Below are 25241 nucleotides of genomic sequence, written 5' to 3'. Positions count from 1 at the left end.
TCATCCTCGGATACCGGCCCGAGCGCGCCCGGTCCTGCCGCGCCTTCGCATCCCACGGTCATACCCACAACTCCTCTATCGCGGCGGCCAGTTCCGCGCCCGCGTCGATGGTCGCGTGCCTGCCGCGGTGCACGATCCGGCGCCCGTCGGCGATCACGTCGGTGATGTCGGCGGCCGTTGCGGCGTAACCGATGCCGGACGGGTCGATCCCGGCGGTCCTGGGGGTGTCGAGCGCGGCGGCGACCAGGTCGGCCCGGGCGCCGACCTCGATGCGGCCCGCGTCGGCCCAGCCGAGGCTGTCGTGGCGGGTCTTGGCGGCGAGGAGTTCCTCGGCGGTGAACCGGCCGCGTTCCTCGGAGACGAGGCGCTCGTGCATCTCGAGGGCGCGGGCCTCCTCGAACATGTCCACAATGGCGTTGCTGTCGGTGCCGAGGGCGAGCCGCACGCCCGCGTCGGCGAGCGCCCGCGCGGGGCCGATGCCGTCGGCGAGGTCCCGTTCCGTTGTGGGGCAGAAGCACGCGGTGGTGCCCGAGCGGTGGAGCAGTTCGATGTCCCGGCCGGTGAGGTGGGTCGCGTGCACGGCGGTGAGGTCGGGTCCGAGGAGCCCGCACCGCTCCAGCAGTTCGGTCGGGCTGCAACCGTGGGCGGCGCGGCAGGCCTCGTTCTCGGCGCGCTGCTCGGAGAGGTGGACGTGCACGGGCCTGCCTTCAGTGGAGCACGCGAACGCGGCGATGGCCTCTTCGGGCACGGCCCGCACCGAGTGGACCGCGCCGCCGATGATCGCGTGCGGCGGGGCGTGGAGGCGGTCGACCCGGTCGAGCCAGGACTCCAGGCCGCCGTCGCCGAAGCGGCGCTGCGCGTCTTCGAGCGGCCGGTCGAAACCGCCTGCGAGATAGAGCGTGTCGAGCAGGGTGATCCGCAGCCCGGCGTCGGCGGCGGCCTGGATCAGGGCCTCCCCCATGGCGTTCGGGTCGGCGTACGGCCGCCCGTCCGGGGCGTGGTGCAGGTAGTGGAACTCCCCCACGCTCGTGATCCCGGCCAGGGCCATCTCGGCGTAGACGGCCCGCGCGAGCCGGTGGTACGAGTCGGGTTCGAGCCGCCCGGCGAGGCGGTACATGCCCTGCCGCCAGGTCCAGAACGTGCCTTTGCCCGCGTGGGTGCGCCCGCGCAGGGCGCGGTGGAAGGCGTGCGAGTGGGCGTTCGCGAAGCCGGGGAGGGTGATGCCGCCGAGGACTTCGCCCTGCGGGCGGGTGCTCGGCCGGATCGCGGTGATGCGGCCGCCCGCGACATCGATCGCGACTCCGGAGGCGATCCCGCTCGGCAGCCAGGCGTGCTCGGCCCAGTAGGTCGACGCCTCATGGTTGGAGCGGCGCTGCTCAGAACGGCGCTGGGCGGCAGAGTCGTCCGAACCGGGTCGGTCTGACCCGCGCTGGTCGGGGCCGCGCCGACCGGACGCGCTTTGGTCCGCCGCGTCCCGATGTTCCCCGCCTTCGTTCAACGTGCCCCCGTTCCACCGATCCCGACTCGACTTCCTTTGGTGCGACTCACCTGCTCGACGGACGCTGGTTCAACATGCGAGGTCTCGCAGTACCGCCGCGAGCGCGTCGACGCCCGCGGCGCAGTCCTCGTCGCTCGCCGCTTCGCGGGGCGCGTGCGAGACGCCGGTGGGGTTGCGCACGAACAGCATCGCGGTCGGCACGTGCGCGGCGAGCACGCCCGCGTCGTGTCCGGCGCCGGTGGGCAGGATCGGCGCGCCGCCCCCTCGGCGATGCTTGCGAGCCGTAAATGTGCTCAGCAGGGCCGCGATGCGGTCGCGGAGCCCTGCGTCGAATTCGACCACCGGGGTCTCGGATTCGGGTCGGATCGCGAAGCCGGTGCCGTCGCGGCCCGCGCGTTCGGTCACTTTGGACTCGAAGCCGGTGAGGATCGCGGAGAGGACCGCCTCGTCGGGGGCGCGGGCGTCGAGCCAGGCGGTCACGGTCGCGGCGATGGCGTTGGTGGCGTTGGGTTCGGCTTCCACCCGGCCGATGGTGGCGAGGCCGCCGGCGAGGCGGGCCTCCTTGCGGGCGGCGAGCACGGCGAACGCGAAGGTGAGCATCGGGTCGCGCCGGTCGGGCAGGCGCGTGGTCCCGGCGTGGTCGGCGGCGCCGGTGAAGTCCAGGCGCCAGCGCCCGTGGGGCCAGATCGCGTTGGCGACCCCGACCGGGGCGTCCTCGCCGTCGAGGCGCCGGCCCTGTTCGACGTGGAGTTCGACGAACGCGCCGATCGAGGCGAGCCGTTCGGGGTCGGGCCCGAGCTGTTCGGGGTCGGCTCCGGTCTCGCGCATGGCCTCGGCGAGCGTGGTGCCGCCGGCGTCGGTGAGGGCGCGGGCCCGGTCGGGGTCGATCGCGCCGGTCATGAGTCGTGAACCGAGGCAGGGGATGCCGAAGCGTCCGCCTTCCTCTTCGGTGAACGCGGCGATCGCGATGGGCCGCCGGGGCCGGTCTCCGGCCTCGCGCAGGGCGTCGATCGCGAGGAACGCGGAGACGATGCCGAGCGGGCCGTCGTAGGCGCCGCCGTGCGGGACGGAGTCGAAGTGGCTGCCGGTGAGGACCGCCTCCCCTGATCCGGGTTCGCCCCACCAGGCGTAGAGGTTGCCGTTGCGGTCGCTCTCGCAGGTCAGGTCGCGGGCGCGGGCCTGCTCCTGGAACCAGGCGCGGCAGGCGAGGTCGGCTTCGCTCCAGGAGAACCGGAGGTAGCCGCCGCCGGGCAGGCGCCCGATGGGGTCGAGTTCGTCCCAGAGGCGTCGGAACTCTTCGGTGTCCATGCGTTCCCCGTTCTCAGCGTCTTCGAAGTGTCCCAGGCGGTCCCGGCCCCGGTCCGGGATTCCCGGCGAATGCCCGCCGCAAGGCTCCGGCAAGGAGTCCCGGTGCGGGCCCGCGGTCAGGATTCGCGGTTCGGGATCCGGATGCCGTGGTCCTCGGCGACGTACTCGGCCTCGGCGTATCCGGCGTCGACGTGGCGGATGACGCCCATGGCCGGGTCGTTGGCGAGCACGCGTTCGAGTTTCTGCGCGGCGAGCGGGGTGCCGTCGGCGACGGTGACCTGGCCGGCGTGGAGGGACCGCCCCATGCCGACGCCGCCGCCGTGGTGGATCGAGACCCAGCTGGCGCCCGAGGCGGTGTTGACGAGGGCGTTGAGCAGGGGCCAGTCGGCGATCGCGTCCGAACCGTCCTTCATGGACTCCGTTTCGCGGTAGGGGCTGGCGACCGATCCGCAGTCGAGGTGGTCGCGGCCGATGACGATGGGGGCCTTGAGGGTCCCGTCGGCGACCATCTCGTTGAAGCGGACGCCGGCGAGGTCCCGTTCGCCGTGGCCGAGCCAGCAGATGCGGGCAGGGAGGCCCTGGAAGGCCACGCGTTCGCGGGCCAGGGCGATCCACCGGTTCAGGGAGCGGTTCTCGGGGAACAGGTCGAGCACGGCCTGGTCGGTGGCGGCGATGTCGGCCGGGTCGCCCGAGAGGGCGGCCCATCGGAAGGGGCCCTTGCCTTCGCAGAACAGGGGCCGGATGTAGGCGGGCACGAACCCGGGGAAGGCGAAGGCGCGTTTGAAGCCGCCTTCGAGGGCTTCGCCGCGGATCGAGTTGCCGTAGTCGAAGACCTCGGCGCCCGCGTCGAGGAAGCCGACCATGGCTTCGACGTGCCGGGCCATGGAGGCGCGGGCGCGGTCGGTGAAGTCCTCGGCGTCGTTCTTGGCGAGTTCGGCCGCGTCGCGGTAGTACACGCCTTCGGGCACATAGGACAGCGGGTCGTGCGCGGAGGTCTGGTCGGTGACGATGTCGACCTCGACGCCGCGGGAGAGGATTTCGGGCAGGATCTCGGCGGCGTTGCCGACCAGGCCGATCGACTTGGCCTCGCCGGAACGCTTGGCCGCCAGCGCCTGCGCGAGGGCGTCGTCGAGGTCGGCGGCGACCGTGTCGAGGTAGCGGGTGCGCAGGCGCCGTTCGAGCCGTTCGGGGTCGACCTCGACGATGAGGCAGACGCCGTCGTTCATGGTGACCGCGAGCGGCTGGGCCCCGCCCATGCCGCCGCACCCGGCCGTGAGCGTCAGCGTCCCTTTGAGCGTGCCGCCGAAGCGCTTGGCGGCGACGGCCGCGAAGGTCTCGTAGGTGCCCTGGAGGATGCCCTGGGTGCCGATGTAGATCCACGAGCCGGCCGTCATCTGCCCGTACATGGTCAGGCCGAGCGATTCGAGGCGGCGGAACTCGGGCCAGGTGGCCCAGTCGGGCACCAGGTTCGAGTTGGCGATGAGCACCCGCGGGGCCCATTCGTGGGTGCGCATGACGCCGACGGCCCGGCCCGACTGGACGAGCAGGGTCTCGTCGGGCGCGAGCGTCTCGAGGGTCCGCAGGATCGACTTGAGGTCCTCCGGGCTGCGCGCGGCCTTCCCGGTGCCGCCGTAGACGACCAGGTCCTCGGGTCGCTCGGCGACCTCGGGGTCGAGGTTGTTCTGGAGCATCCGGTAGGCCGCCTCCGCCTGCCAGGTGCGGCAGTGCAGGTCGGTCCCGTGTGGTGCGTGCATCGACTCCGCCTTCGTCACAGGTTGCCGCGCTTGGCCTGCTCCTTCTCCAACGCCTCGAACAGGGCCTTGAAGTTGCCCTTGCCGAAGCTGAGCGAGCCGTGGCGCTCGATGATCTCGTAGAACATGGTGGGCCGGTCCTGTTGCGGCTTGGTGAAGATCTGGAGCATATAGCCGTCCTCGTCGCGGTCGACCAGGACGCGCCGCTTCTGGAGCTCCTCGATGGGGACGCGGACCTCGCCGATGCGCTCGCGCATCTCGGGGTCCTCGTAGTAGGCGTCGGGGGCCTCCAGGAACTCCACGCCCCGCTCGCGCATGGCGTCGACGGCCGCGAGGATGTCATTGGTGGCGAGGGCGATGTGCTGGACGCCGGGGCCTCCGTAGAACTCCAGGTACTCGTCGATCTGGGACTTCTTCTTGCCTTCGGCGGGCTCGTTGATCGGGAACTTGATCTTGCGGCTGCCGTTGGCGACGACCTTGCTCATGAGCGCGGAGTACTCGGTGGCGATGGCGTCGTCGACGAACTCGACGATGTTGGTGAAGCCCATGACGCGCTCGTAGTACTCGACCCATTCGCGCATCCGGCCGATCTCGACGTTGCCGACGACGTGGTCGATGGCCTGGAAGAAGCGCTTCTGCGGCGGGGCGGTCATGGGTTCGGCGGCGACGAAGCCGGGCAGGAACGGGCCGGTGTACCGGGAGCGGTCGATGAGGACGTTCCGGGTCTCGCCGTAGGTGCCGATCACGGCGCGGCGGACGGTGCCGTGCTCGTCGGTGAGGTCGCGGGGCTCCTCGATCGCGATGGCGCCCTGCTTGATCGCGTGCTCGTAATTGGCGTCCACATCGGGCACTTCGAGGGCGACTTCGATGACGCCGTCGCCGTGGGCGGCGTAGTGGCGGGTGGCCTCGGCGTCGGCGGTGACGCCGCCGGCGAGGACGAAGGTGACGCCGCCGGACTTGAGCGCGAACTCGGCGTGCTCGCGGTGGCCCTGCTCGGGGCCGCGGTAGGCGAAGAGGGTCATGCCGAAGGCCGTGGAGTAGTAGTGGGCGGCCTGGCGGGCGTTGCCGACGTAGTAGCGGACGTGGTCCCAGCCCTTGATGGGGAAGGCGTCCTCGCGGATGTCGTGCTCGACCGCGCCCACGAGCTGGGCGTCGGAACTGCGGTTGGCGGTGTCGACCATGGCGGCCTCCTCGGGTCGCTGACCTGTGCGCGGCTCGCGGGTCTCGCCGAGCCTCGGGCTGTGGTGTCGATCATTGTGCAGAACACTGGACTGGGCAAGCAGCGGAGTTTTCGGTGGGCAACTTGCGCAAATCTAGCAGCGTAGAAGCGGTTACACTGGTCAATATGAGCAATGAGATCGGTATCGATGCGCTCGACGCGAAGCTCATCGAGTTGCTGGAGGCCGAGCCGCGGATCGGCGTGCTGGAGTGCTCGCGGCGGCTGGGAGTCGCGCGCGGGACGGTGCAGGCGCGGATGGACAAGCTGGCGGCGCGCGGCGTGGTGCGCGACTTCGGGCCGAGGGTGGACCCGGCGGCACTGGGGTACCCGGTCACGGCGTTCGTGACTCTGGAGCTGCGCCAGGCGGTGGGCCACGAGCCGATGGCCGAGCGGCTCGGCCGGATTCCCGAAGTGCTTGAGGCGCATACGGTCACGGGGGCGGGCGACATGCTGTGCCGGATCGTGGCGCGCTCGAACGCGGCGCTCCAGGACGTGATCGACCGGGTCCTGGCGAGCGAGGGCGTACTGCGGGCGACCACGGTGATCGCCCTGGTGGAGCAGATCCCGCACCGGACGCTCCCGTTGGTGAAGCAGGCCGCGAAACCCTGACGGCGAAGGCCTCGCTAAGCGGCGGCCGGGGCGTCGGTTCTGCGGGCGACCACGGTGATTTCGTGGCGGTTGTGGCGCAGTTGGCGGGCGTGCAGGACTTCGTAGGGCCCGGTGAGGAGGGCCAGGCAGGCCTGGACGGTCGTGAGGACCTCGCGGGAGCCGGTCTTGAGCGTCACGATCGCGAGTGCCCCGGGGGCGAGGTGCTCGGCGGCGCGGACCATGAGTTCGGTGCTGAGCTTCGGGTCCATGCGCATGTCGTTGACCGCCACGTCGAATACGGTCCGGTTGCTGCGCAGGAAGCGGCCCGCGGTGAGCTTGAGGTGCTTGATCTGGCCGTCGCGGGAGAGCCGCTCGTCGAGGTCGCCGGGGTCGACGGCCCAGACGCGCAGGCCGCGGCCGCGCAGGATCCGGGTCCAGCCGCCAGGGGCGGCCCCGAGGTCGAGGGCGTTGCCGCCCTTGGGGAGGTCGAGCCCGAACTCGCCGAGGGCCTCTTCGAGCTTGAACTCGGCGCGGGAGATCTGGTCGCGGCCTTTGGAGAGGCGCACGCCGCCGCCGGGCCAGTCGCTGAGGCTGTCGCGGGTCTCGTTGAGGCCCAGGAGGACGCCGCGCGGGGTGAGGCAGCAGGAGAGGACGTGGTCGCGGCGGGACTTGGCGACGGTGTACCCGGCCGCGTCGAGTTCGCCGGCGATCGCGCCGAATGCGGCGGCGGGGCCGAACTCGTAGGAGGAGCGGCCGCTCACCCAGACCTGGAGGGCAAAGGATTTCGGAAGGTCGGCCTGCCGGACGGCGGCGAGGGCCGCTTCGGCGATCCGGTCGAGGTCGGCGTCGGCGTCGAGGAGCGCGGTCTCGACGGTGAGGTGGCGGGGGAAGACGAGCGGGGCGGCCTCGCAGCGGTCGGCGACCTCCTGGGCGGTGAGGCCGGGGGCGGTGATGACGGCCATCTCGGGACCGATCGGCTCCACCTTGGCTTCGGGACCGAAATCGAGTTCGAGTTCTCGGATGGCGAGGGGAAGGGACTCTTCGGCCGCCGATACGACGATGCGCTGCTCATGGAACACGCGGCAATTCTCCCACAGCAGGTGCCCACGACCGACCGCGAACAGCACGGAGGTGAACTGGCGGTATCCGAGCACGCCTTCGCCGCATTTCCACGGCGGCATGCGGCGCGGCCGGTCGGGCCCGAATGAAAGCGCCAGATCTTCTGTCCGATAGTCGACAGTCGGTTCGCCGGGGAGCCGCCAAAGTTGCACTGGGAGGTGCGGCTCCCCGGTTCTCCATTCGCGCGAGCAGCTTCCGCGATCCGCGCTATTGCCATCCTAGAGGGTGTTTTCCCTGATCAGTAGCCTTGTTGCCCTTCCCGTTTCGTCTCGCCGAAACGGGCCTCCGTTCGCAACGCTCAATACCGGGGCTCCGTAATGGAAACCCATTACGGAGCGCCGACATTACCGGGGAGTCGTGACGAATGGGCCCGGCGGGATCCATGCGATCATCGCTACTAGCAGTAGTCAGAGCAGCATAGGGAGGCCCCCATGGCGGGAACGGTGCTCTACGAGAAGTTCATCCGGGCCTATTTGCAGGCCGAGGTCAGGATCATCGCAGAGGAGGCCGGTTGGTCGGTCAGCAAGTTCGGGGACATCATGTGCAAGAGCTCCGCGACGATCAAAGCCTGGTTGGGGGAGGAACGGCTCCCTGATCTGGGCAACATGTCGCTCATCTGCGACCGGGGAAGGGTCGATCCGGATCGTAAGAAGTTCATTATGCATGTGAGGGAGCAGCTCCTGACCGGCTCGGAGATGGTCTCCAACCTCGATGAGCGCGCGATGTACATCGTGGAGGCATCCGAGCGGAACTACAAGACCTTCGTCAAGTGGGACCCTGTCCTGCTCCCAGCGCTGGTTCAGACCGAAGCGTTCCACATGGCGCTGCCTCTCAATCCGAAGGAGGACCCGGCTAACAAGGTCAAGAACTGGAAGCGCAAGGAAAAGCGGCAAAAGACGTTCTTCGGTCGGATCGGCTCGAAGCACTCCCCGACCGCGGAGTTCTTCCTACCTTCGAGCATCTTCGGCATCATCGACCGTCTCCCCTCAGGGGACCGCGAAGCGCAGCTCACGCGGCTCCTCGAAGTCGATGCGATGCCCGGCTGCGAGGTGCTGGTGGTACGAACGCCACAGGTAGTGCAGTATGCCTTCGACTCATTCAAGGGGGAGGGCTTGCCTGGTGCGGGGCCGGATTTCGTCTACGTGGAGACCTGGGACCAGAGCCGCCACGTAGTCGAACCCGACAACCTCGCCTTGTATGATCGAGGCCGCAGCCTGCTCAGGGCTGATTCGCAGGAAATCGGAAGGTGGCTTGATGGTGGAGTACACCAACTGGCGGAAGAGCACACGGAGCAACAGCACAGCTGACAACAACTGCGTCGAGTGCCGCCAGTCATGGAGAAAGAGCACCCGGAGCAACAACTCGGCTGACACCAACTGCGTCGAGGCCCGGAACATCTGCTCCGGCTTCCAGGTGCGGGACTCCAAGCTCGGCCAGGACTCCCCGGTCTTCGACCTGAACGCCGCAGACTTCAAGGGCCTACTCCGCAGCACCCACAACTGACGTTATAGCGCCCATCCTCCCCGCGTTCATTCAAGCGCGGGGAGGGTAGCTGCACTCCCCTACACGAACCCCCAAGCCACGCCCACGGTCTCAGGCCACCCGCTCAGGCAATCCCCTTCCAGTACCCGCTGGGCTTCAGCCTTCCCTCGCACAGTTCTCAGGCTCGCCCTCTTCGCGGGCCTCATCACCTTGGGCTCGGCACTGACCTCGACCGGTCGACGCGGCTCGGTCTCATCAGTCATGCCTGATTTCATTGTCAGGTTCGATCACGCTGTAGAGCGTTCGTGTCCACACCAAGCGTGGTTCGCCGTTGTACCCGGGCGGGTAGTCCACGATCACGTACCAGCCGGGCGCGTCGTCGGGCGGATTGAGTCCGAGCGCTTTCACGTACGCGGCCGCTTCCTCGACCGAGGCCGTCTCCAGTTTCGCGACCGCCGCTGCGTACTGCTCGCTATTCATCACCTTGCACCCCTTTGCCGTTGCCGACGAACACGGTCGGCGTCGCCCCGCGCTGCGGGCAATAGATCGTCATGCGGTAGCCCTCAGGTAGGACATCTGAGAGTATCCAGCGGCATCCGTCGGGCACGTAGTCGCAGGGTGGTCGATTGGTGTAGACCACGACATCACGGATCTGCTCGATCCGCATCTTTGCCGCTAGGTGCCCTTCGACGTGGATCGTTGCGACCTCCTTTCGCCGATACTCCTCAGTAAGGCCGGGGCCGCCGTTGCCGGGGCCTTGGAGTCCGGACCATATGGGTTCTCCCAATGCTTTGCCGTCGGCAGTGTAGGCCTGTCCTATCGTCTTGGCGCGTCCTTGAAAGGGGCGCACCTTCGCCGCATGCTCGGGATTGAACCGAGGCGGCCGACCCGACGGGATCGAGGTAACGGCCGGTTCGCTGGTACTCCGTGGCGCGGCCGTTGGTCGAGCATCGCGGGTAACGCCAGTGGTCGTTGTGAGTAGACCCGCTTGCTCTATCGCAAGAACTTGGTCTTGGGCTTCGCCGATCCGTTCGGCGAGTCCGGCCGCTTCAGCCATCAGACCTTCGATGGTCTGCACAGCGGCGCTCGCGCGGTTCGCCGCACCCTCCGCACCGACTGCCGCGATCTCGCCTTGCAGCTCCTCGGTCTGCTGCTTGCTCGCCGAGAGTTGTCCGGCGAGCCCCTCGGCTTCGCTCTTGTTCGCGCCCAGGGAGACCGCAACCTCGGCCACGCTCGCCATTGCCGGTTCCTTCCCGAGTGGGTCGGTTGGTCATGTTATCTGGCGAATGCAGCGTGTAGTAGCCCCGACGATCAACCGCACCGATCAGTCCAGGGCGGGGAGGATCGTGCCGGTCACCTCGCCGAGGCCGATCGTGCCGCCGTCCGCGCCCCTCGCGGTCGCGCCGATCGTCACCGTGTCGCCGTCCTCCAGGAAGCTCCGCGTCTCGCCCTCGCCCAGCACGATCGGCTCGCGCCCCGACCACGTCAGCTCCAGGAACGAACCGCGCTGGTCCGCCTCCGGCCCTGAGACCGTCCCCGAAGCGAAGAGGTCACCCGTGCGCAGGCTCGCGCCGTTCACCGTCATGTGCGCCAGCATCTGCGCGGGCGTCCAGTACATCCCCGCGAACGGCGGCCGCGACACCTCCGTCCCGTTCCAGCGCACCGACATCGACAAGTCGTAGGCGAACCGCTCGGTCTCCTTGAGATACCCGAGCGGCTCGGGGTCCTGCGCCGGCGCGGCGGCCTTCGCGCCGGCGAGCGCGTCAAGCGGCGTCACCCAGTGGCCCACCGAAGTCGCGAAGGACTTCCCCAGGAACGGCCCGAGCGGCACATACTCCCAAGCCTGGATGTCGCGCGCCGACCAGTCGTTGACGAGCACAACGCCGAACACGTGCTCGGCGAAGTCGTCCGGGTTCACCGGCGCGCCGAGTTCGGTGCCGACGCCGACCACGAAACCGACCTCCGCCTCGATGTCAAGGCGCGCACTGGGACCGAACTCGATCGGTCCGTCAGGCGTCTTGCCCTGGCCGCGCGGCCGGACGATCGGGGTGCCGGAGGGCACCACGGTCCCGGCGCGACCGTGGTAGCCGACCGGCAGGTGCTTCCAGTTGGGCAGCAGCGGCTCCGCGTCCGGGCGGAACAGGCGACCGAGGTTGGTGGCGTGGTGCTCTGAAGCGTAGAAGTCCACATAGTCCGCGACCTGGAACGGCAGGTGCATGCGCGCCTTGGCTGCCGGGACCAGCAGGGTCGCGGACTGGTCGCGGTAGCGAGCGTCGCTGAGCAGTTCGGTCAGTTGGTGGCGCACGAGCCGCCACGCGGGCGGGCCCATGGCCATGAAGCCGTTGAGGTCGTGCTCGTGGAACGCCGGGCGGATCCACGGCAGGAAGAACTGCCCGGTCGCGAGGCCGCGCAGGTCGAGGATCTGGTCCCCGATGCGCACGCCGAGACGCGGAGCGGGGTCCTTCGCTGTGGAGAAGACGCCGTACGGCAGGTGCCCGAGTCCGAAGGGCCCGTCCTCGGCGCCCTCGATCCAGCTGGTGGCGGTCATGCGCGGTCCTCTCGGCTCAGAAGTCGGAGTTTGAGCAGGTCGGTGAGGGGTTCGTCGATGCTGCACGAGCCGAAGCCGGTCCACAGGGTGCGCGGCTCGTGCAAGACGCGGCGGGCACGGTCGGCGAGGTCGGCCTCGTCGGTGGAGGCGAGGGTCGCGGTGAGGTCCTCGACCGGCGCGTTCTGCTCGGCGTCGGCGGCCGCGACCAGCACGTTCAGGAAGCCGTGGTGGGTGAAGCCGGTCTCGGGGTCGCGGTGGCGCACGGCCCGGTGGAGACCCGCTGTGAGCTTGAAGGCGAGGCCGCGGCGGCGGCACGCGGCCATCGCGGCGGCGAGGGTCGCGGGCGCCGGGAAGTGCTCTGCGGTGAGTCCGCCGGTGCGGAACTTGGGGGTAAAGCCGGTAGGGCGGAGGGCGTCGAGGCCGTCTTCGAGGGCCTCGTCCAGGGGAAGCTCGGCGAACACGGGCTTGCCCCACGCGGGGGCGAGCGCCGCGAGCCGTTCGACGCTCTGGCGCGATTCGTAGTGCGTGACGGTGATCCGCGGGTCGAGGGCGGTGACGGCCTCGGGGACCCCCTCAAGGTCGCCGTCGACGATGACGCCGACGCGGAGGTCGCCGCGTCCGCGATCATGGGCGCGGTCGAGGTCGCCGAGCCTGGTCTGCGGGACCAGGAGCGGGCCGACCAGGGCCTCGTACCAGGACTGCCGGTAACCGCGGTGGGCGGGGACGGCGGTTTCGAGCGGCGCGTTTCCTGGTGGGAAGAGCGCCGCGTCGTCGATCAGGCCCCGCAGCATCGCGGGCATCGGTCCAACCATGCCCAGAGCCTAGAGCCCGGGAGCGCCCGTGGTCCACCGGTCCGCGCAGCGGGTGCGCGAACGGGTGCGGGCCGTGCGCGCCGGTGCGCGGACCGGTCGAAATCGAGCGGCGCGGCGGCTATCCTCAGGGGCATAGCCACCGCGGCGGAGGCCACACCCTCGGCCTCCGTGCGAACCGACAAAGGAGTCGTCGTGCCGTTCTACCGTTCGGTCGGGCAGATCCCCGACAAGCGACACACGCAGTTCCGCCAGAGCGACGGGAGCCTCTACCACGAGGAGCTGATGGGCCAGGAGGGCTTCTCCTCGGACTCGTCGCTGCTCTACCACCGCTTCCGTCCGACCGCGATCAGCTCGGCGGCCGAGCACCGGCCCGAGAAGGCCGAGCCGGCCGCGAACCACCCGCTCAAGCCGCGCCATTTCCGCACGCACAAGCTCGACGCGGCGGGGGACGCGATCCTCGGTCGCGAGCACCTGCTGTCCAATGCAGACGTTCGAATCTCCTATGCGGTCGCCGACCGGCCGTCGCCGCTGTACCGCAACGCGATCGGCGACGAGTGCCTCTACGTCGAGTCGGGATCGGCGCATGTGGAGACCTCGTTCGGAGCGATCGACATTGGCGAGGGTGACTACCTCGTCATGCCGATGTCCACGATCTACCGGGTGATCCCGCAGGGCGAGGAGCCGTTGCGCACGTTGGTGATCGAGTCGACCGGGCACATCACGCCCGCCAAGCGGTACCTGTCGGTGCGGGGCCAGTTCCTGGAGCACTCCCCGTACTGCGAGCGGGACCTGCGAAGCCCCGAGGAGCCGCTGCTGGTCGACGGCGAGGACGTGGACGTGTACGTCCAGCACCGCGGCCGCGGCTCGGCGACACTGTGGACGAAGTTCACGTACGCGCACCACCCGTTCGACGTGGCCGGGTGGGACGGGTGCCTGTACCCGTGGGTGTTCTCGATCCACGACTTCGAGCCGATCACCGGCCGCATCCACCAGCCCCCGCCCGCGCACCAGGTCTTCCAGGGCCCCAACTTCGTCATCTGCAACTTCGTGCCGCGCAAGGTGGACTACCACCCGGACGCGATCCCGGTGCCGTACAACCACCACAACGTCGACTCCGACGAGGTGATGTTCTACTGCGGCGGGAACTACGAGGCCAGGCGCGGCTCGGGGATCGAGCAGGGCTCGATCTCGCTGCACCCCTCGGGCTTCACGCACGGCCCGCAGCCGGGAGCGCCCGAGCGCTCCATCGGCGCCGAGTACTTCGACGAGCTCGCGGTCATGGTCGACACGTTCCGCCCGCTCGAACTGTGCGAGCCGGCCCTGGACGTCGAGGACACGAACTACGCGTGGACCTGGAACAGGGAGCCGTCCTAGAAGGACTGACCGGCCGCCATCGCTTCGGACGGTGAGCGGTCAGGTGGAAGCGATGACCCGCTTCACGAGTTCGGGGCTGTCGAGGTCGGTCGCGGGGCGCCACTGCGCGGCGTGGACCTCCTCGATCCTCGGGTCGAGGTCGTCCGAGGTGCTGCGGAAGAGGTAGCGCACGTCGAAGTGGCGGTGCGCGCCTTCGCCTTTGCGGGGGTTCGCCGGGATCGGGTGCACGTCCACGTGGATCGGAACGGACTCGACGAGTTCGAGCCCTTCGATGCCGGTCTCCTCCACGGCTTCACGCATCGCGGCGGCGGGCAGCGACTCGTCGTCCGGTTCGAGATGCCCGCCGGGCTGGAACCAGCGGCCGATGGTCCGGTGGTGGATGAGCAGCACCTCGCCGCTCCCGTTGACCACGATCGCCGAAGCGGTGACGTGGCCGGACATGGTCTTGCGGTCGAAGCCGTCCGGGCCGTCGAGCGCCAGCAGCGGGGCCACGTCCTCTGCGTCGCCGGGCCAGTGTTCGAGGTAGGCGTCGAGCTGGGCTCGCAGATGCGTGATCGTGATGGGCACCGCCGTATTCTGCCAGCGCCCGGAACGGGGCCGGACGGGTGCGGCGGCGTACCTCGACCGCAGCGCTCAGCGGTTGCCGGAGCAATGCCTGCGCATCATCCCCGGTGGCGCGGCGGGCCGGGGACCCCTAGGATCGACGGCCATGCGCCCCTTGACACTGCCCGGTGATCGCCCGACCGGAAGCGCCCGGTGGGTGGTCCCGGTCGCGGTGCCGATCCTCGCCGTCTTCGCCGCCCATGTGCTGATCTCGCCGGAGCGCACCGGCTCTGTGCTGCGCAGCGTCGGTGCCGCCGCAGCGTGGGGCACCATGCTGATCGCGGGGCTGGTCGTGACGGTGCTGGCGGCCCGGGCGGTCACGGCGCTCCGATCGAGGAGCGGTCGCGCACGCGATCTGGCTTCCTCCCCCGCCACGTGGATCGCGGTGGCGGTCGTCGCGTACTTCATCCTCCTGACCTCGGTGGCCGGGCGGATCACGCCGCTGCCGTTTTTCGACGTGTTCGAACGGCATTGGCAGGGCAAGGTTCTCGACCTGGTCTGGCTCGCGATCTTGTTCGCGATGTTCCGCCGCTGGGCGAAAACCGAAGCGGGCCTTCGGTGGCGGATCCGCTCGGGTTCGGCCGCGCCGGCGTGGATCGCGATCGGCGGCGTCTTCGTCCTCTTCATCGCCTTGACCGCGTTGGCGGTCGCGACCGACCCATCCGCTTCGACACCGGTGGGCTTCGAGCAGGTCGCCTTCAACGCGACGATCCCGAACCTCACCGAGGAGCTGATCTGGCGCGGGGCGATGCTCGCGGTCCTCGACCGGGTCTTCGGCACGCCGAGGTCGGTGCTCGGCGCGAAGATCGGCTGGGGCGCGGTCGTCACGGCCGTGGTCTTCGGCCTCGGCCACGCGATCCTGCTCGACCAGTCCGGTGCCTGGAGCCTGAACATCGCCGGAGGCCTCTTCGCACTGGTCATGGGCTTGGCGCTGGCTTGGATCTGGGCCCGCACCGGCAGCGTCTGGCCCGCGTTCCTCCTGCACTGCGCACCGGAACTGGGCGTCGACGTGGGGATGATGGTCGTGTCCTGAGCCTGACTGGCTCGGGTCCCGACGCGCGGTCGCGAATACGGGCTAGAGGTGGGGTCTGCCCCCGGGCGAACAGGCGGGCTCGCAGGATTCCGATCGCGAGTGCCGGTGCCTACGTTGAGGTTCACCGGAATTTTCCGTTTGGAAGGACACCCCGACATGGCATCCCTCAGATCGGCGCCGACGCGGTTCGGCGTCTTGACGGCCGCGGCGCTCGCCGCCCTCGTCCTCATAGCCCAGCCTCCGCCACCGGCCGCAGCCCAGGAGGCGAACGGCCTGGTGGAGACCGAAATCAGCTTCAGCGGTGCCGACCGCACGATCGGCGGGACCGTGATCGCCCCGGAGGGCGAGGACGGCCTGCCGGGTCTGGTGCTCGTGTCCGGCTCCGGTCCGGGCCCGGAGCGGGACCGGTACCGCGCCCACGCGGAGGCCTTCGCAGAGGCGGGCATCGCCGTCCTGCTCTATGACAAGCGCGGCGCCGATGAGGGCTACTCTCTCACCTCGGCATCCATTGAGGACCTCGCTGATGACGCGATCGCGGCAGTCGAGGCGCTCCGCGCGCGGCCCGAGGCGGACGCGGATCTGGTCGGCCTGCACGGGCACAGCGAGGGCGCATGGGTCGTGATCGAGGCCGCCGCGCGGTCGGCCGCGCCGGCCTTCGTGGTCACCTCGGGCGGCAGCGCCCTGCCGCCCGAGGCCACGCAGGCATGGATGAACCGCGATCAGCTCCGCCGCCAAGGCGTCGCCGACCCGCTTCTGGAACCGTTGGGCGACAAGCTGATCGGAGCGCTCGTCGCCGATGGCCTGTTCAGGCTCGCAGGGTACGACCCGCTTCCCGCGCTCGCTGAGCTCCAGCGCCCGTTCCTGGGCGTGTTCGCCGAGCACGACCTGAACACCCCGCCCGCGCGATCGCTTGAACTGTACGAGGAGACGCTGCGCGCCTCAGGCAATCCGAATTACTCGCTCCGCGTCGTGCCCGGGGTCGACCACGAGATGGTGCCCAGCGAGGACGGCACGCAGGGCGCCGACCACGACAGGACCGCGATCGACCTGAGCCCCGGCGGCTATGTCGACACGGTCGCCGAATGGGTCCGCGGGATCGCCGCGGGCGCGGTCGGCATCGAGGTCGACCCGGTTCCAGAGCAGGCGCTGGGGGCGACCGCGCTGTCCGAGGCGCCCTGGTTCGGGACGGCGGAGACGCTGCTGGCGGCGCTCGGCCTCTTCACGCTGCTCTTCGGCGCTTACCCTGTCGCGGCACTGGTGCGGCGCCTGCGCCGGCGCGGGCCGCTGGAGGCGAGTTGGGCGTCCCGGACCGTCTCAGTGGTGGGACTGCTGCTGCCACCGCTCGTGTTCCTTTACGTCGCTTGGGTGTTGATGAGCGGCGGCATGGAGGTGCTCGGTCCGGTGATCGCTGGGCGGCCGCTGCCGTGGCTGCTGCTCGAAGTCGCCGCGGTCGCGCTCGTGGTGTCGGGTCTCGCGCTTGCCGTCCAGGCCTGGCGTCGCCGGGCCCGGCTCGACCGCGCCTCGCGGCTACGGTTCGCGGCACTGTTCACCGGCCTCGTGGTGCTGATCCCTTGGGGCGCTTACTGGGGCCTTCTGGCCTTAGGAATCTCCGCGGGCGCGGCCCTCACCGGCCGTGCTCGCGGGACCGGGCGATCGAAAGGCGGATGCCGACGGCGACGAGTCCGAGCAGCGCCGCGAGCGGAAGCCGCCGAGCAGCCGCGGAAGGGGTCCGAGAGGCATGGTCCGGCTGTGGCGAGCCCCTGTATCCCCGGTCTGCTGTGGAAGCGATCAAATTGGCGCGCAACGTACTCGGTCTCCCGCACAAAACGCCGCTTATCTCCAGCAGCGAGGCCTAGGGGGTCATCGGGCGGTGATCTTCCAGAGGTGGCCGTCCGGGTCGGCGAAGTGGGCGGCGTCGACAGCGCCGCCGCCCGCCGCTGCGGCGGCCGCCAGGACCTCGGCCGCCTCGTCCGAGGTCGCGGTCCGGTGTTCGAGGACGAGCCCGCCGGGCTCCTCCCCCGCCGCGTCCACGCCCGCGTCCTTGGCGAGGTCCGCGATCCTCATGAGGCCGAGCCGGGTGGCGCCGGGCACGAGTGCGAAGTCCACGAACTTGTCGCCGTAGTCACGGTCCACGACAAGGCCGAGCTTCTCGTAGAACGCCTTGGAGGCCTTGGGATCCGCGACGGCGAGTAGGAGCACCGTCTCGGTCGGGATTGGCGGCTCCCCGGCCGGGCCGGTGTCCTTGCGCTTGGGAGAAGCGACCTTCCAGATCGCGCCGTCCGGCGCGCGGAACACCGCGGTGAACCCGGCGAACATCGACTTCGTCGCGGGCTTGAGCACGGTCGCCCCGCCGCGCTCGGCCGCGTCGAGCACCGCCTTGACCTCGGCGGGCTGCTCGACGATGAAGTTCAGCGTCCAGCCGCCGAAACCCGCGGGCTCCGGAGCCCCCGAGCCCCACTCGGTGAGGACGATCTCGCCGTTCCCGCCGAGGTCGAGCACGGTCGCACCGCCGCGCTCGGCGGTCTTGGGCGCGAACACCTCGGAGTAGAAGTCCGCCGCGGCGCGGACCTGCGGGACCTCCAACGTGATGGCGTCGAGTGCGAGCGTCATGGCGGTTCCCTTCGGAGGTCGGTTCGGCATCACGACGCGATCCACCTGGGCATACGCGTCGAATCAAGCCCTTGGGAACAAACCTAGGCGAGGCTCGGGGCGCCCGCTTCTCGATTCCTGATCGATCGCGGTTCTCAGGCCGATTCGCGGACGATCAGCTCGGGGTCGAAGATCACCGACGTGGGCCCCGCGCCGGGGTCGTCGATCCGCTCCAGCAGCAGCCGCACCATCTCCGCGGCCATTGCTTCGAGCGGCTGGCGGATGGTCGTGATCGCGGGCCGGCTCAGCCTGGCCGGGGCGCTGTCGTCGAAGCCGACCACGGCCACGTCTTCGGGGACGCGGCGACCGGCGTCGTGCAGGGCGTGGATCGCGCCCTGGGCCATGAGGTCGCTCGCGGCGAACACCGCGTCGAGCTCGGGCACCCGGTCGAGCAGTTCCTTCATGGCGCGTTCGCCGCTGTCGTAGGTGAAGCCGCCCTCGGCGGCGGGGACGAACGCGCAGCCGGCGCGGGCCCAGCCCTCCTCGTAGCCGGCCTGGCGTTCCTGGGCGGCAGGAATCTCCAATGGACCGGATATCGCGACGGGGCGGCGTCTCCCCAAGGACGCCAGGTGGTTCGCCGCGACCCGTCCGCCCTCGCGATGCGCGAGGTCCACATAGCTCACCGGTGCGGGCCGGGCGGGACGCGCGAAGCGCACTGCTGGGCGGCCGACCGCGTCGAGCAGCGCCGGGAGCCGTTCCTCGGGGTGCGTGGAGATCAGGAGCGCGCCGTCGGCGTTGCCCTGCTTGAAGTACGCGGTGATCGCCGCGTCGTCGGCCTCGTTCTCGGCCAGCATCAGCGCCGGGAAGATGCCGCGCGGTTTGAGCGCGCCGATGATGCCGGTGAGGAGCCGCCCGAAGAACGGGTCGGTCAGGAACTGCCCGGCAGAAAGGCTGTCGCTCAGATCCGTGCCGGCCACGACCACGCCGACCGCGTCGCTGCGGCGCGTCACGAGCGAGCGGGCGGCCCGGTTCGGGACGTAGCCGGTCGCGATCACGGCCCGCCGCACCACTTCCTGGATCTCGGGCGCAACGTTTCGGGTCTCGTTGATGACCCGCGAGACGGTCGCACGAGAGACCCCGGCGACGCGGGCGACGTCCTCAAGGGTCGGCGAGGGATCAGCGCTCATCGACCAGTTATAGCACAACACGGGAAATCGCTCTCCAAGCATTGGGCTGCGAAGATGTGCGAACCTGCCCGAAACGCACTCCGTTTTGCGGACTTCGTGGCTGCGACCGGGGCGGTTCTGGGCGCGTTCTTCGCGGGGTTCTCCGAGGGCTTGGATCGCTGCTTATTGGCCATTGCTTCGAATAGCATTGCAGCGCAGGCGTTTTCATTTGAGAATCGATCGTGTCTCGATTCGGTCGGAGTCTGAGATATCGAAAGACTTGACAATCTCGAAATGTCGGGTTTAGCATGGCAAAACGGGAGAGCGCTCTCCCATCGTTTCCCGTCCAGACCCTCCCTGGAGGCTCACATGCAGGAGCAAACCCCGACTTCCCGCGGTGTCTTCGGACGCCGCGCAGCCCTGGGCGGCGCCGCCGCTCTCGCCGTCGCCGCAGGCGTCGGCACCGCGGTCAGCCGCGCCCAAGCGCAGTCCGAAGACAACGTGTCGGAGGCCTACGCGCCGACCGACGCCTACGACCCCGACTTCGGCCCCAACACCCTCGTCTTCGACGAGTCCACCCCCGCCTCCGAGATCCAGAGCGCGGTCGACGCCATCACCGACCAGATGCGCACCAACCAGTTCGGGCGCGAGCGCCACGCCGTGCTCTTCAAGCCCGGCACCTACAACGCCGACATTGACCTGCGGTTCTACACCCAGATCGCCGGGCTCGGGCTCCTGCCCGGGGACGTGGTGCTCAACGGCCACGTCCGCGTCGAGGCCGACTGGCTCGGCCAGGGCGACGACCCGAACTACAAGGGCAACGCGACCCAGAACTTCTGGCGCTCGGTCGAGAACCTCCGCATCCAGAACCCCGACGGGCAGATCGCCCGCTGGGCCGTCTCCCAAGCGGCCCCGTTCCGCCGCATCGACCTCCAGACCCTGGAGATGCAGCTGTGGGACGGCTACGAGGGCTGGGCCTCCGGCGGGTACTTCGCCGACTCCCGCGTCTCCGGCACCGTCGTCTCCGGCTCCCAGCAGCAGTTCTTTACCCGCAACAGCGATCTGGTCGGCGGCTGGGCCGGCTCGGTGTGGAACATGGTGTTCGTCGGCGTGAACGGCGCGCCCGCCCACCACTTCCCCGAGCCCTCGCACACCGTGGTCGGCGCGGCGCCGGTGATCCGCGAGAAGCCGTTCCTCTACATCGCCGCCGACGGCGAGTACCGGGTCTTCAAACCCGCACTGCGCCACGACGCCTCGGGCACCTCCTGGGCGGGAGGGAACCCCGAGGGCACCTCGATCTCGCTCTCGGAGTTCCTCGTCGTCGTCCCCGGGACCTCCGCGGCGACGGTCAACCAGGCCCTCGCCGAGGGCAGGCACCTGCTCTTCACCGCCGGGGTCTACGAGTTCGACCAGACCCTCCAGGTCAGCGAACCGGGGACGATCGTGCTCGGTCTCGGCCTCGCGACCATCATCCCCACGGCCGGGCAGACCGCCATCGCCGTGGCCGATGTGGACGGTGTCGTGCTCGCCGGGCTCCTCATCGACGCCGGTGAGACCGAGTCGGCGGTGCTGGTGCAGGTCGGGCCTCCCGGTTCCTCGGCCGACCACGCCGGCGACCCGACCTCGCTGCACGACCTGTTCGCGCGCATCGGCGGCGCCCACCCCGGCAAGGCCGAGACGAGCCTGGAGATCAACAGCGGCAACGTCATCACCGACCACCTGTGGCTGTGGCGCGGCGACCACGGCGACGGCATCGGCTGGACGGTGAACACCGCCGCGCACGGCCTGGTCGTGCACGGCGACGACGTGACCGCGTACGGGCTCTTCGCCGAGCACTACCAAGAGCACCAGGTGATCTGGGCCGGGGAGCGCGGGCGCACGTACTTCTTCCAGAACGAGCTGCCGTACGACCCGCCCGACCAGGGCACCTGGCGAGAGGCCCCCGCACTCGGCTGGGCGGCGTACAAAGTGGACGACGGCGTCGCCGAGCACGAGCTGTGGGGCGGGGGCGGCTACTCGTTCTTCAACGTCAACCCGGGCGTGGTCTGCGACCGCGTCTTCGAAGTGCCCGAGCGGCCCGGCGTCCGCTTCACCAGCATCGTCTCGGTCTCCCTCGGCGGCGTCGGCACGATCCGGCGCGTCATCAACGAGACCGGCGACCAGGTCGACGAATCGGTCTTCACCAGCTACGTGGTGACCTACCCGTGAACATCCGCAAAGGAGCGAAGATGCGAGGACCGCTGACGCGCAGGGCCCGCCGGGCCGCCGCGATCGCCACCGCCGCGCTCTGCGCGGCCGCCGCCTGGACGGTGGCGCTCAACCCCGCGCAGGCCGAAGAGGACGGAGCCGGCGCCGCCCAGGCGTCCAAGGTCGAAGTGACCGGCTCGCAAGGCGACTGGCAGCTCACCGTGGACGGGCAGCCGTTCACCGTCAAGGGCCTCACCTGGGGCCCCTCCCCCGCCGAGGCCGCCGGCTACATGCCCGAACTCGCGGCGATGGGCGTGAACACCCTGCGCACCTGGGGCACCGACGACTCGTCGCTGGCGCTGCTCGACGCGGCCGAAGCGCACGACGTCAAGGTCATGCTCGGATTCTGGCTGCTGCCCGGCGGCGGCCCCGGTTCAGGCGGCTGCATCGACTACACGAGCGACGACGCCTACAAGTCCGAGGCGCTCGCCGACATCGTCGGCTGGGTCGAGACCTACCGCGACCACCCCGCGGTGTTGATGTGGAACGTGGGCAACGAATCCGTGCTCGGGCTCCAGAACTGCTACGGACCGGACGAAGTGGACGCCCAGCGCAACGCGTACACCGCGTTCGTCAACGACGTCGCCGTCGCCATTCACGCCGTGGACGCCGACCACCCGGTGACGTCGACGGACGCGTGGACCGGCGCCTGGCCGTACTACGAGGCGAACTCGCCCGACCTCGACCTGCTGGCCGTCAACGCCTACGGCGACGTATGCGGCGTCCAGGACGACTGGGCCGCAGGCGGTTACGACCGCCCGTACATCATCACCGAGGCCGGACCCGCGGGCGAGTGGGAGGTGCCCGACGACGCCAACGGCGTGCCGGACGAGCCGAGCGACGTCGAGAAGGCCGAGGCCTACACGCAGGCGTGGGAGTGCGTCACCGAGCACGAGGGCGTCGCCTTGGGCGCCACGCTCTTCCACTTCGGCACCGAGGGCGACTTCGGCGGCGTGTGGTTCAACCTCATCCCCGGCGACAACCGCCGCCTGTCCTACTACTCGGTCGCCGAGGCCTACGGCGGTACGGCGCAGGCGAACACGCCGCCGGTCATCCACGACCTCGACCTCGTCTTCAGCGGTCCGATCGTCGGCGGCGAGGAATTCACGGTGACCGTGGACGTGACCGATTCCGACGGGGACGCGCTCGAGTTCATCCCGATGGTCAACAGCGCCTACATCAACGGCTCGTGGGACATGCTGCTCGCCGACTACACCGTGAACGGCGACGGCACGATCACCATCACCGCGCCCGAGATCCTCGGCGTCTGGAAGCTCTACGTGTGGGTCGAGGACGGCAACGGCAACGTCGGCGTCGAGAGCCGGTCCCTCACCGTGACCCTGCCCGATGTGGAGGGCGAGAACCTCGCCCTGGGCAGGCCCGCCGAGGCGTCCACGTTCCAGGAATGGGGCGGCCACACCCCCGCGATGGCAACCGACGGCGACCTCGCGACCCGTTGGGCCAGTGAATGGGGCGACGACCAGTGGCTCTCGGTCGACCTGGGCCGGACCACCGATTTCGGCACGGTGCAACTGGTCTGGGAGACCGCCTATGCGACCGGCTACGAGATCCAGGTGTCCGAGGACGGCGACCAGTGGTCGACGATCCACACCGTGACCGACGGGAACGGCGGGGCGGACACCATCGCGCTCGCCGGCTCCGGCCGCTACGTGCGGGTGCTGTGCACCCAGCGCGCCACCGAATGGGGCGTGTCGCTGTTCGAGTTCGGCGTCTACGCCTGAAGTCCCACCCCGGGCGGGCCGCGATCGCGGCCCGCCCCAACCGAAAGGAGTCCGACATGAGAGCGAGACTCGCCGCGCTCGCCGCAGTGGCCCTCGCGGCGGCGACGACGGCCATGATCGTCGCGCCGAACGCCTCGGCCGACGAGGTGACCCACCACGAGTTCCAGGCCAACTGCACCGTGAGCCACGCGGCCGAGAACGACCCGATCGTCTACCCCGGGCGGCCCGGCGCCTCCCACGACCACACCTTCATCGGCAACACCACCACCGACGCGTACACGACCACCGAGTCTCTGCTGGAGGGCGACACGACCTGCCTGGTGCCCGACGACAAGTCGGCGTACTGGTTCCCGACGCTGTTCGACGGCGACGAGCCGATCCTGACCGAATGGCAGCTCGTCGTCTACTACAAGTCGGGCGTGGAGGACTACACCACTGTGGAGCCGTTCCCGCAGGGGCTGCGGTTCGTCGCCGGCGACATGCTGGCGACCCCGGGCGAGTTCGAGGACGCGCCGGGCACGGTCGAGGGCTACGAGTGCGGGGAGAGCTACTTCAACTGGGACATCCCCGAGTGGTGCCCGGAGGACTCGTGGCTGAACATCCGCTACCAGTCGCCGAGCTGCTGGGACGGGGTGAACCTCGACTCGGAGAACCACAAGAGCCACATGGCCTACCCCGTCGAGGGCTCGTGCCCGGACACGCACCCGGTCGCGGTGCCGATGATCGAGTTCAAGATCCACTGGCCGGTGAGCGGCGATCTGTCGCAAGTGGAGCTTTCTAGCGGGCAGGGGTCGTCGTGGCACTACGACTTCTTCAACGCCTGGGAGCCCGAGACGCTCGCGGCGATGGTCGAGCACTGCATCAACGGCGGCCTCCAGTGCGATTCGCGCGGGTTCGACCTGTACAAGCCCGACCGCGGATCGGTCCTGGACGAGAACTACGAGCTGATCCGGTAACCCGGGCCGCTGCGTCTGCCGGCGCGGCCCGGAACGACGGGCGGGACCGGGGAGGGTTCGAGAACCCCGGTCCCGCCCGGTTCAGCGCGCGTAGAGCGGGTTCGCGCCCGGCGGGCGCTCCTCGGCCGCGACGGGCCCGGGGGCGGTGCCCGCGCCGAAGGGCGAGCCGCCGAGGCGCTCGCGGCCGTGGTCGGAGAGCCAGTTCTCGAGCGCGGGCCCGCTGGGGACGATCCGGGTGGGGTTGAGATCCTCGTGCACGACGTAGTAGTGGCGTTTGATCTGGTCGAAGTCCACAGTGTCGCCGAAGCCGGGGGTCTGGAACAGGTCGCGGGCGTAGGCCCACAGGGCCGGCATCTCGGTGAGCTTGTTGCGGTTGCATTTGAAGTGGCCGTGGTAGACCGGGTCGAAGCGGACCAGGGTGGTGAAGAGCCTGACGTCGGCTTCGGTGAGGTGGTCGCCCATGAGGTACCGCTGCCCGGAGAGGCGCTCCTCCAGCCAGTCGAGGGCGGTGAAGAGCCGCTCGTAGGCCTCCTCGTAGGCGCGTTGCGACCCGGCGAAGCCGGCGCGGTAGACCCCGTTGTTGACCTCGGTGAAGATCCGCTTGACGACCGGCATCATGTCGTCGATCGAGTCCTCGGGGAGCAGGTCGGGGGCGCCTTCGCGGTGGAACGCGGCCCACTGGGTCGACAGGTCGAGGCTCAGCTGCGGGTAGTTGTTGGTGACGAGCCTCCCCGAGGGCACGTCGACGAGGGCGGGCACGGTGATGCCCCGCGGGTAGTCGGGGAAGCGCTTGAAGTAGTGCTCCTGGAGGCGTTCGGTGCCGAGCACGGGGTCGCGCCCGCCCGGGCCCAGGTCGAAGGTCCAGGAGCGCACGTCGTGGACCGGCCCGGGGGTGGCGAGCGAGAGGACCGGTTCGAGGCCGAGGAGCCGGCGGATGATGATCGACCGGTGGGCCCAGGGGCAGGCCCGCGCGGCGACGAGGCGGTAGCGGCCGGCCTCGACCGGCCAGGCCTCGGCCCCTTCGGTGAGGCCCGCCATGCGGGGGTCGCCGATGGTCGAGGAGGGCTCGACCGGCGCGGCCCGGACGGCCTCGACGTCGGCGACCACGCGGTCCTCGATGTAGTTGGTGTCCCGGGTGAACTCCTCGCCGGAGACGTACGCGCCCTTGGTGGAGTAGGTCTGCTCGGTTTCGCTCGGTGCCATGGG

Annotated in this window: 21 protein-coding genes and 1 pseudogene; 9 read left to right on the top strand and 13 right to left on the bottom strand. The window is 69.8% G+C overall.

Going from position 1 to position 25241, the window contains the following annotated elements; genetic code table 11:
- Positions 1 to 58 precede the first annotated feature (58 nt).
- The 4 genes from IF12_RS0109925 to hppD all read right to left on the bottom strand — a co-directional run bounded on the left by IF12_RS0109925 (position 59) and on the right by hppD (position 5738).
- The gene (locus IF12_RS0109925) at positions 59 to 1498 is read right to left on the bottom strand and encodes a formimidoylglutamate deiminase (protein ID WP_081913451.1); all 1440 of its coding nucleotides are present in this window, start codon (positions 1496 to 1498) and stop codon (positions 59 to 61) included.
- Positions 1499 to 1567: 69 nt separating this feature from the next.
- Entirely contained in the window at positions 1568 to 2806 is a 1239-nt protein-coding gene (locus IF12_RS0109920; protein ID WP_030157502.1) for an allantoate amidohydrolase, read from the bottom strand.
- 116 nt (positions 2807 to 2922) lie between these two features.
- Positions 2923 to 4560, bottom strand: coding sequence for a urocanate hydratase (gene hutU, locus IF12_RS0109915; protein WP_030157499.1), 1638 nt, complete (start codon positions 4558 to 4560; stop codon positions 2923 to 2925).
- Between the two features lie 14 nt (positions 4561 to 4574).
- On the bottom strand, positions 4575 to 5738 hold the full coding sequence (hppD, locus tag IF12_RS0109910) for a 4-hydroxyphenylpyruvate dioxygenase (RefSeq protein WP_030157497.1): 1164 nt from the start codon (positions 5736 to 5738) through the stop codon (positions 4575 to 4577).
- A 164-nt stretch (positions 5739 to 5902) separates the two neighbouring features.
- On the opposite strand from hppD, the gene IF12_RS0109905 reads away from it, so the two are divergent.
- Positions 5903 to 6385, top strand: coding sequence for an Lrp/AsnC family transcriptional regulator (locus IF12_RS0109905; RefSeq protein WP_030157495.1), 483 nt, complete (start codon positions 5903 to 5905; stop codon positions 6383 to 6385).
- 14 nt (positions 6386 to 6399) lie between these two features.
- Here IF12_RS0109905 and IF12_RS0109900 read toward each other — a convergent pair whose 3' ends face one another.
- Positions 6400 to 7443: an SAM-dependent methyltransferase gene (locus IF12_RS0109900; protein WP_197034671.1), complete on the bottom strand. Its 1044-nt coding sequence runs from the start codon at positions 7441 to 7443 to the stop codon at positions 6400 to 6402.
- A gap of 471 nt (positions 7444 to 7914) precedes the next feature.
- Between IF12_RS0109900 and IF12_RS0109895 the strand changes: the two genes are divergently transcribed.
- Complete coding sequence (locus IF12_RS0109895) at positions 7915 to 8790, top strand: Scr1 family TA system antitoxin-like transcriptional regulator (protein ID WP_030157490.1); 876 nt, start codon at positions 7915 to 7917, stop codon at positions 8788 to 8790.
- Positions 8681 to 8986 (top strand): DUF397 domain-containing protein, encoded by a 306-nt coding sequence (locus tag IF12_RS24880; protein ID WP_369807677.1) that lies wholly within the window; start codon positions 8681 to 8683, stop codon positions 8984 to 8986. The genes IF12_RS0109895 and IF12_RS24880 overlap by 110 nt, the downstream gene beginning before the upstream one ends.
- Positions 8987 to 9220: 234 nt before the next feature.
- Here IF12_RS24880 and IF12_RS0109885 read toward each other — a convergent pair whose 3' ends face one another.
- From IF12_RS0109885 to IF12_RS0109875, 4 genes are all read right to left on the bottom strand, one after another.
- On the bottom strand, positions 9221 to 9445 hold the full coding sequence (locus tag IF12_RS0109885; RefSeq protein WP_030157488.1) for a hypothetical protein: 225 nt from the start codon (positions 9443 to 9445) through the stop codon (positions 9221 to 9223).
- Positions 9438 to 10205 carry a DddA-like double-stranded DNA deaminase toxin gene (locus tag IF12_RS24875; RefSeq protein WP_081913447.1) on the bottom strand — a complete coding sequence of 256 codons (768 nt, stop codon included), beginning with the start codon at positions 10203 to 10205 and terminating at the stop codon, positions 9438 to 9440. Before IF12_RS24875 ends, IF12_RS0109885 begins: the two co-directional genes overlap by 8 nt.
- An 84-nt stretch (positions 10206 to 10289) precedes the next feature.
- Positions 10290 to 11513 (bottom strand): fumarylacetoacetase, encoded by a 1224-nt coding sequence (gene fahA, locus IF12_RS0109880; RefSeq protein ID WP_030157485.1) that lies wholly within the window; start codon positions 11511 to 11513, stop codon positions 10290 to 10292.
- Complete coding sequence (locus tag IF12_RS0109875; RefSeq protein ID WP_030157483.1) at positions 11510 to 12325, bottom strand: hypothetical protein; 816 nt, start codon at positions 12323 to 12325, stop codon at positions 11510 to 11512. The genes fahA and IF12_RS0109875 overlap by 4 nt, the downstream gene beginning before the upstream one ends.
- A 192-nt stretch (positions 12326 to 12517) precedes the next feature.
- Between IF12_RS0109875 and IF12_RS0109870 the strand changes: the two genes are divergently transcribed.
- Positions 12518 to 13699 carry a homogentisate 1,2-dioxygenase gene (locus IF12_RS0109870; RefSeq protein WP_030157481.1) on the top strand — a complete coding sequence of 394 codons (1182 nt, stop codon included), beginning with the start codon at positions 12518 to 12520 and terminating at the stop codon, positions 13697 to 13699.
- Positions 13700 to 13738: 39 nt separating this feature from the next.
- On the opposite strand, the gene IF12_RS0109865 is transcribed toward IF12_RS0109870, so the two are convergent.
- Entirely contained in the window at positions 13739 to 14266 is a 528-nt protein-coding gene (locus IF12_RS0109865) for an NUDIX hydrolase (protein WP_030157479.1), read from the bottom strand.
- On the opposite strand from IF12_RS0109865, the gene IF12_RS23995 reads away from it, so the two are divergent.
- Positions 14259 to 15335, top strand: a complete 1077-nt coding sequence (locus IF12_RS23995) for a CPBP family intramembrane glutamic endopeptidase (protein ID WP_081913471.1) — start codon at positions 14259 to 14261, stop codon at positions 15333 to 15335. The genes IF12_RS0109865 and IF12_RS23995 overlap by 8 nt on opposite strands.
- Positions 15336 to 15491: 156 nt before the next feature.
- Positions 15492 to 16319 (top strand): annotated as a pseudogene (locus tag IF12_RS27180) (alpha/beta hydrolase family protein); the annotation flags it as partial.
- Between the two features lie 876 nt (positions 16320 to 17195).
- Here IF12_RS27180 and IF12_RS27175 read toward each other — a convergent pair.
- The gene (locus tag IF12_RS27175) at positions 17196 to 17945 is read right to left on the bottom strand and encodes a VOC family protein (protein WP_030157473.1); all 750 of its coding nucleotides are present in this window, start codon (positions 17943 to 17945) and stop codon (positions 17196 to 17198) included.
- A gap of 134 nt (positions 17946 to 18079) precedes the next feature.
- Positions 18080 to 19111 carry a LacI family DNA-binding transcriptional regulator gene (locus IF12_RS0109845; protein WP_030157472.1) on the bottom strand — a complete coding sequence of 344 codons (1032 nt, stop codon included), beginning with the start codon at positions 19109 to 19111 and terminating at the stop codon, positions 18080 to 18082.
- 348 nt (positions 19112 to 19459) lie between these two features.
- Here IF12_RS0109845 and IF12_RS0109840 point away from each other — a divergent pair, with 348 nt between their 5' ends.
- Genes IF12_RS0109840 through IF12_RS0109830 form a run of 3 tightly spaced genes read left to right on the top strand, consistent with a single transcriptional unit; the run spans position 19460 to position 24035 of the window.
- Positions 19460 to 21298: a hypothetical protein gene (locus tag IF12_RS0109840; protein ID WP_051704203.1), complete on the top strand. Its 1839-nt coding sequence runs from the start codon at positions 19460 to 19462 to the stop codon at positions 21296 to 21298.
- Between the two features lie 20 nt (positions 21299 to 21318).
- Positions 21319 to 23079 carry a discoidin domain-containing protein gene (locus tag IF12_RS0109835; protein WP_030157470.1) on the top strand — a complete coding sequence of 587 codons (1761 nt, stop codon included), beginning with the start codon at positions 21319 to 21321 and terminating at the stop codon, positions 23077 to 23079.
- 56 nt (positions 23080 to 23135) lie between these two features.
- Complete coding sequence (locus tag IF12_RS0109830) at positions 23136 to 24035, top strand: DUF1996 domain-containing protein (RefSeq protein WP_030157468.1); 900 nt, start codon at positions 23136 to 23138, stop codon at positions 24033 to 24035.
- Between the two features lie 81 nt (positions 24036 to 24116).
- On the opposite strand, the gene IF12_RS0109825 is transcribed toward IF12_RS0109830, so the two are convergent.
- Entirely contained in the window at positions 24117 to 25238 is a 1122-nt protein-coding gene (locus tag IF12_RS0109825; protein ID WP_030157467.1) for a glutathione S-transferase family protein, read from the bottom strand.
- Between the last annotated feature and the right edge of the window lie 3 nt (positions 25239 to 25241).

Source organism: Glycomyces sp. NRRL B-16210 (assembly GCF_000719515.1).
In the GTDB taxonomy this organism is placed as follows: domain Bacteria; phylum Actinomycetota; class Actinomycetes; order Mycobacteriales; family Micromonosporaceae; genus Glycomyces.
The sequence above is the reverse complement of the archived record's forward strand: the minus strand, read 5'-3'. Positions and strand labels throughout refer to the sequence as shown.

Excerpts from the sequence above, each read along its gene's own strand:
- IF12_RS0109920 (WP_030157502.1), bottom strand. The coding sequence starts at position 2,806 with ATGGACACCGAAGAGTTCCGACGCCTCTGGGACGAACTCGACCCCATC.
- hutU (WP_030157499.1), bottom strand. The coding sequence starts at position 4,560 with ATGCACGCACCACACGGGACCGACCTGCACTGCCGCACCTGGCAGGCG.
- hppD (WP_030157497.1), bottom strand. The coding sequence starts at position 5,738 with ATGGTCGACACCGCCAACCGCAGTTCCGACGCCCAGCTCGTGGGCGCG.
- IF12_RS0109905 (WP_030157495.1), top strand. The coding sequence starts at position 5,903 with ATGAGCAATGAGATCGGTATCGATGCGCTCGACGCGAAGCTCATCGAG.
- IF12_RS0109895 (WP_030157490.1), top strand. The coding sequence starts at position 7,915 with ATGGCGGGAACGGTGCTCTACGAGAAGTTCATCCGGGCCTATTTGCAG.
- IF12_RS24880 (WP_369807677.1), top strand. The coding sequence starts at position 8,681 with ATGATCGAGGCCGCAGCCTGCTCAGGGCTGATTCGCAGGAAATCGGAA.
- IF12_RS0109885 (WP_030157488.1), bottom strand. The coding sequence starts at position 9,445 with ATGAATAGCGAGCAGTACGCAGCGGCGGTCGCGAAACTGGAGACGGCC.
- IF12_RS24875 (WP_081913447.1), bottom strand. The coding sequence starts at position 10,205 with ATGGCGAGCGTGGCCGAGGTTGCGGTCTCCCTGGGCGCGAACAAGAGC.
- fahA (WP_030157485.1), bottom strand. The coding sequence starts at position 11,513 with ATGACCGCCACCAGCTGGATCGAGGGCGCCGAGGACGGGCCCTTCGGA.
- IF12_RS0109875 (WP_030157483.1), bottom strand. The coding sequence starts at position 12,325 with ATGGTTGGACCGATGCCCGCGATGCTGCGGGGCCTGATCGACGACGCG.
- IF12_RS23995 (WP_081913471.1), top strand. The coding sequence starts at position 14,259 with ATGGGCACCGCCGTATTCTGCCAGCGCCCGGAACGGGGCCGGACGGGT.
- IF12_RS27175 (WP_030157473.1), bottom strand. The coding sequence starts at position 17,945 with ATGACGCTCGCACTCGACGCCATCACGTTGGAGGTCCCGCAGGTCCGC.
- IF12_RS0109845 (WP_030157472.1), bottom strand. The coding sequence starts at position 19,111 with ATGAGCGCTGATCCCTCGCCGACCCTTGAGGACGTCGCCCGCGTCGCC.
- IF12_RS0109840 (WP_051704203.1), top strand. The coding sequence starts at position 19,460 with ATGCAGGAGCAAACCCCGACTTCCCGCGGTGTCTTCGGACGCCGCGCA.
- IF12_RS0109835 (WP_030157470.1), top strand. The coding sequence starts at position 21,319 with ATGCGAGGACCGCTGACGCGCAGGGCCCGCCGGGCCGCCGCGATCGCC.
- IF12_RS0109830 (WP_030157468.1), top strand. The coding sequence starts at position 23,136 with ATGAGAGCGAGACTCGCCGCGCTCGCCGCAGTGGCCCTCGCGGCGGCG.
- IF12_RS0109825 (WP_030157467.1), bottom strand. The coding sequence starts at position 25,238 with ATGGCACCGAGCGAAACCGAGCAGACCTACTCCACCAAGGGCGCGTAC.